Source organism: Aureibaculum flavum (genome assembly GCF_016406085.1).
Classification (GTDB): Bacteria; Bacteroidota; Bacteroidia; order Flavobacteriales; family Flavobacteriaceae; genus Aureibaculum; species Aureibaculum flavum.
Genome location: NZ_JAEHFJ010000021.1, coordinates 1 through 5,854 on the forward strand (window position 1 = coordinate 1; position 5,854 = coordinate 5,854).

Consider the following 5,854-nt stretch of genomic DNA (forward strand, 5'->3'; position numbering starts at 1 on the left):
TATCATAAAAAAACCTTCATTAAATTAATAATGAAGGTTTAAAAGAAAGGCGACGACATACTCTCCCACCTAGTGGCAGTACCATCTGCACTGATAGGCTTAACTTCTCTGTTCGGGATGGGAAGAGGTGAGCCCTATCGTTATAATCACCTTAAACTGTTTCAGTTCTGAGTTATCAAAACTGTAAGAGTTGACATATAAAAAATAATGATATAGTAAATCGTAATTAAATTAAAAACAGCTTTTTTATAAAAAAAAAGAGTTTTCACTCCCTGTTAGTTGCCCAACAGGGAGTAAGCGTACATAAGCCTATGGGTTATTAGTACTACTCGGCTATGACATTACTGCCTTTACACCTATAGCCTATCAACGTGGTAATCTTCCACGACCCTTTAAAGAAATCTCATCTAGTGGTGGGTTTCGCGCTTATATGCTTTCAGCGCTTATCCCTTCCCGACGTAGCTACCCAGCAGTGCTCCTAGCGGAACAACTGGTACACCAGAGGTCAGTCCAATTCGGTCCTCTCGTACTAGAATCAGATCCACGCAAATTTCTAACGCCCGCTACAGATAGAGACCGAACTGTCTCACGACGTTCTGAACCCAGCTCGCGTGCCACTTTAATGGGCGAACAGCCCAACCCTTGGGACCTTCTCCAGCCCCAGGATGTGACGAGCCGACATCGAGGTGCCAAACCCCCCCGTCGATATGAGCTCTTGGGGGAGATCAGCCTGTTATCCCCGGAGTACCTTTTATCCTTTGAGCGATGGCCCTTCCATACGGAACCACCGGATCACTATGCTCTTGTTTCCAACCTGATCGACTTGTCAGTCTCGCAGTCAAGCACCCTTATGCCATTGCACTCTACGCACGGTTACCAAGCGTGCTGAGGGTACCTTTAGAAGCCTCCGTTACTCTTTTGGAGGCGACCACCCCAGTCAAACTACCCACCAAGCACTGTCCCCATCACTGGGTTAGGCTTCGAATAAGCAAAGGGTGGTATTTCAACGGTGACTCCACAACGCCTAGCGACGCCGCTTCGAAGTCTCCCACCTATCCTACACATTACTTATCCAAAGTCAATACTAAGCTATAGTAAAGGTTCACGGGGTCTTTTCGTCCCGTAGCGGGTAATCGGCATCTTCACCGATACTACAATTTCACCGAGCTCATGGCTGAGACAGTATCCAGATCGTTGCACCATTCGTGCAGGTCGGAACTTACCCGACAAGGAATTTCGCTACCTTAGGACCGTTATAGTTACGGCCGCCGTTTACTGGGGCTTCATTTCATTGCTTCTCCGAAGATAACAACTCCACTTAACCTTCCAGCACCGGGCAGGTGTCAGGCCATATACATCATCTTTCGATTTAGCATAGCCCTGTGTTTTTGATAAACAGTCGCCTGGATCATTTCTCTGCGGCCCCCCCGGAGGGGGGCGACTCTTCTCCCGAAGTTACGAGTCTATTTTGCCTAGTTCCTTAGCCATGAATCTCTCGAGCACCTTAGAATTCTCTTCCCAACTACCTGTGTCGGTTTACGGTACGAGTACTTTATATCTATAGCTTAGAGGTTTTTCTTGGAAGCCTTTACACACACTATCCACGCTGCCGAAGCTTTGTGGTACTATCCTGATTCAGCAAGTCTGACGCATTTAACTATCAAACCTATACCTATTCAGTTTAACGAACTATTCTGTCAGTTCGCGGTGCTGTCATTACTCCGTCACCCCATCGCAATATAAAGTAGTACAGAAATATTAATCTGTTGTCCATCCACTACCCCTTTCGGGTTCGCGTTAGGTCCCGACTAACCCTCAGCTGATTAGCATAGCTGAGGAAACCTTAGTCTTTCGGTGTGCGGGTTTCTCACCCGCATTATCGTTACTTATGCCTACATTTTCTTTTGTAACCAGTCCAGCATACCTTACGGTACACCTTCAACCCTGTTACAATGCTCCCCTACCCCTCTATACTCGTGTATAGAAGCCATAGCTTCGGTAATATACTTATGCCCGATTATTATCCATGCTCGATCGCTCGACTAGTGAGCTGTTACGCACTCTTTAAATGAATGGCTGCTTCCAAGCCAACATCCTAGCTGTCTGTGCAATCGAACCTCGTTAGTTCAACTTAGTATATATTTTGGGACCTTAGCTGATGGTCTGGGTTCTTTCCCTCTCGGACATGGACCTTAGCACCCATGCCCTCACTGCTGAGAATCATTTTATAGCATTCGGAGTTTGTCAGGAATTGGTAGGCGGTGAAGCCCCCGCATCCAATCAGTAGCTCTACCTCTATAAAACTATGCTCAACGCTGCACCTAAATGCATTTCGGGGAGTACGAGCTATTTCCGAGTTTGATTGGCCTTTCACCCCTACCCACAGGTCATCCAAAGACTTTTCAACGTCAACTGGTTCGGTCCTCCACTATGTGTTACCACAGCTTCAACCTGCCCATGGGTAGATCACTCGGTTTCGCGTCTACTACTGCTAACTATGGCGCCCTATTCAGACTCGCTTTCGCTACGGCTCCATGTCTTAAACATTTAACCTTGCTAACAACAGTAACTCGTAGGCTCATTATGCAAAAGGCACGCCGTCACAACACGAAGTTGCTCCGACCGCTTGTAGGCGTACGGTTTCAGGATCTATTTCACTCCCTTATTTAGGGTTCTTTTCACCTTTCCCTCACGGTACTAGTTCACTATCGGTCTCTCAGGAGTATTTAGCCTTAGCGGATGGTCCCGCTTGATTCATACAGGGTTTCACGTGCCCCGCACTACTCAGGATACTACTATCAATAACTTCTATTACTTATACGGGACTATCACCCTCTATGGTCACTCTTTCCAAAGTGTTCTAATTCTATTAGCATTAAATATTGTAGTCCTACAACCCCTATCTTGCCGTAACAAGATAGGTTTGGGCTAATCCGCGTTCGCTCGCCACTACTAACGGAATCACTATTGTTTTCTCTTCCTCCGGGTACTTAGATGTTTCAGTTCTCCGGGTTTACCTCCATTGCTGGATGACATGTCTTCAACATGCCGGGTTGCCCCATTCGGATATCTACGGATCAATTTGTATGTGCCAATCCCCGTAGCTTTTCGCAGCTTATCACGTCCTTCTTCGTCTCTGAGAGCCTAGGCATCCTCCATACGCCCTTATTTAGCTTATTGTACTTTTTGCTCTTTTTATTACACCAAGTAAACTCAGTGTAATAACTCTGATAAATCAGAGTATTCTTATAATGTGTAATTTATATATTTCAATAAATTACAGCCTTAATTTTAATTCTATCTGTAATTATAATAATACCTAAGTATTACTATAAAAACTAGCTTATTATGATTTACGATATCATTATTTCAATATGTCAATGAACATTTTTCAGATTATAGTTAAACTATACACTGAATAGTGGAGAATATCGGAGTCGAACCGATGACCTCCTGCGTGCAAGGCAGGCGCTCTAGCCAGCTGAGCTAATCCCCCATAATTAATGAAATTTTAAAAAATCAATTTCCAAATTTCAACAAAAATTAAGGTATCTCAACTTCTAAAATTTCCTTCAATATGTAATGAACGTTTAAAAAATTCTTCTCAGAACTCTTTAATTCTTTAATTATCATGTTTTATCATGATTTGTAGTCTCGGGCAGACTCGAACTGCCGACCTCTACATTATCAGTGTAGCGCTCTAACCAGCTGAGCTACGAGACTTTATACAGTCCGCAGTATTCAGTATTCAGTTGGCAGTGCTTTCCTACTAACTAAATCTTAAGACTTTATTATTTAAAAAAAATTGACAGCAATAGAAGTAACATTATAATCTTTCGTTAACAAAACTTCCGTTTCTTTGTTGAATGTGTTGTCGAAACTTCACAAACAAGCTCTAGAAAGGAGGTGTTCCAGCCGCACCTTCCGGTACGGCTACCTTGTTACGACTTAGCCCCAGTTACCAGTTTTACCCTAGGCAGCTCCTTGCGGTCACCGACTTCAGGTACTCCCAGCTTCCATGGCTTGACGGGCGGTGTGTACAAGGCCCGGGAACGTATTCACCGCATCATGGCTGATATGCGATTACTAGCGATTCCAGCTTCACGGAGTCGAGTTGCAGACTCCGATCCGAACTGCGATAAGGTTTATAGATTCGCTCACTGTCACCAGTTGGCTGCTCTCTGTCCTTACCATTGTAGCACGTGTGTAGCCCAGGACGTAAGGGCCGTGATGATTTGACGTCATCCCCACCTTCCTCTCGGTTTGCACCGGCAGTCTCATTAGAGTCCTCAGCATGACCTGTTAGCAACTAACGATAGGGGTTGCGCTCGTTATAGGACTTAACCTGACACCTCACGGCACGAGCTGACGACAACCATGCAGCACCTTGTAAGTAGTCCGAAGAAATAGCTATCTCTAGCTAATGCAACTTACATTTAAGCCCTGGTAAGGTTCCTCGCGTATCATCGAATTAAACCACATGCTCCACCGCTTGTGCGGGCCCCCGTCAATTCCTTTGAGTTTCATCCTTGCGAACGTACTCCCCAGGTGGGATACTTATCACTTTCGCTTAGTCACTGAGGTAAACCCCAACAACTAGTATCCATCGTTTACGGCGTGGACTACCAGGGTATCTAATCCTGTTCGCTCCCCACGCTTTCGTCCATTAGCGTCAATTGTTAGTTAGTAGACTGCCTTCGCAATCGGTATTCTATGTAATATCTATGCATTTCACCGCTACACTACATATTCTATCTACTTCACTAAAATTCAAGACAACCAGTATCAAAGGCAGTTCCACAGTTGAGCTGTGGGATTTCACCTCTGACTTAATTGTCCGCCTACGGACCCTTTAAACCCAATGATTCCGGATAACGCTTGCACCCTCCGTATTACCGCGGCTGCTGGCACGGAGTTAGCCGGTGCTTATTCGTACAGTACCGTCAAACATCTACACGTAGATGCGTTTCTTCCTGTATAAAAGCAGTTTACAACCCATAGGGCCGTCTTCCTGCACGCGGCATGGCTGGATCAGAGTTGCCTCCATTGTCCAATATTCCTCACTGCTGCCTCCCGTAGGAGTCTGGTCCGTGTCTCAGTACCAGTGTGGGGGATCTCCCTCTCAGGACCCCTACCTATCATAGTCATGGTAAGCCGTTACCTTACCATCTAACTAATAGGACGCATACTCATCTTATACCAATAAATCTTTAATTATAAATTGATGCCAATCTATAATACTATGGAGTATTAGTCAAAATTTCTCTTGGTTATTCTCCAGTATAAGGCAAATTGTATACGCGTTACTCACCCGTGCGCCGGTCGTCAGCAAGTAGCAAGCTACCTCTGTTACCCCTCGACTTGCATGTGTTAAGCCTGCCGCTAGCGTTCATCCTGAGCCAGGATCAAACTCTCCATCGTATAAATTTTAAATCTCTTTAAAACGAAAAGTTTCTCAAAAAAATTAATCAATTAATTATCCTAATAAAAGAATAATCAAATGTAATCTTACTCTATTTTTACGCTGTCAATTTTCAATATTTTCAATGAACTATTCGAAGCAATATTTAAATATTTTCGAAAAAAAATACCCAATCTATATCAGGCATTATCTTGTCCGTGTAAAGGAATCGAACCTCTATTAAATCTCCAAATCACTATTTCAACTTATCTCTGTTTCTCTAAGCGGATGCAAATATAAAACCTTTTTTTAAACCTGCAAGAAAAAAATTAAATTTTTATTTTATTTTTTTTCAACCTCCTCAATTCAACATTTCATCGCAACTAACTCTCATCATATACCCCTCTCAATTGCGGGTGCAAACATACACCTCTTTTTATTATCTAACAACAT

2 tRNA genes and 3 rRNA genes are annotated in these 5,854 nt (G+C 43.8%); all 5 read right to left on the reverse strand.

What is annotated here, in order from left to right:
• Nucleotides 1–44: 44 nt before the first annotated feature.
• The 5 genes from rrf to JBL43_RS20065 all read right to left on the reverse strand — a co-directional run bounded on the left by rrf (nucleotide 45) and on the right by JBL43_RS20065 (nucleotide 5,421).
• Nucleotides 45–154: ribosomal RNA gene (gene rrf / locus JBL43_RS20045) — 5S ribosomal RNA — on the reverse strand.
• A gap of 145 nt (nucleotides 155–299) precedes the next feature.
• Nucleotides 300–3,180: ribosomal RNA gene (locus tag JBL43_RS20050) — 23S ribosomal RNA — on the reverse strand.
• A 242-nt stretch (nucleotides 3,181–3,422) separates the two neighbouring features.
• Nucleotides 3,423–3,496 (reverse strand) — tRNA-Ala (locus JBL43_RS20055).
• A gap of 153 nt (nucleotides 3,497–3,649) precedes the next feature.
• Nucleotides 3,650–3,723 (reverse strand) — tRNA-Ile (locus tag JBL43_RS20060).
• A gap of 176 nt (nucleotides 3,724–3,899) precedes the next feature.
• Nucleotides 3,900–5,421, reverse strand: a 16S ribosomal RNA gene (locus JBL43_RS20065).
• Together the 16S, 23S and 5S rRNA genes with 2 tRNA genes alongside form the textbook arrangement of a ribosomal RNA operon.
• Nucleotides 5,422–5,854 lie beyond the last annotated feature (433 nt).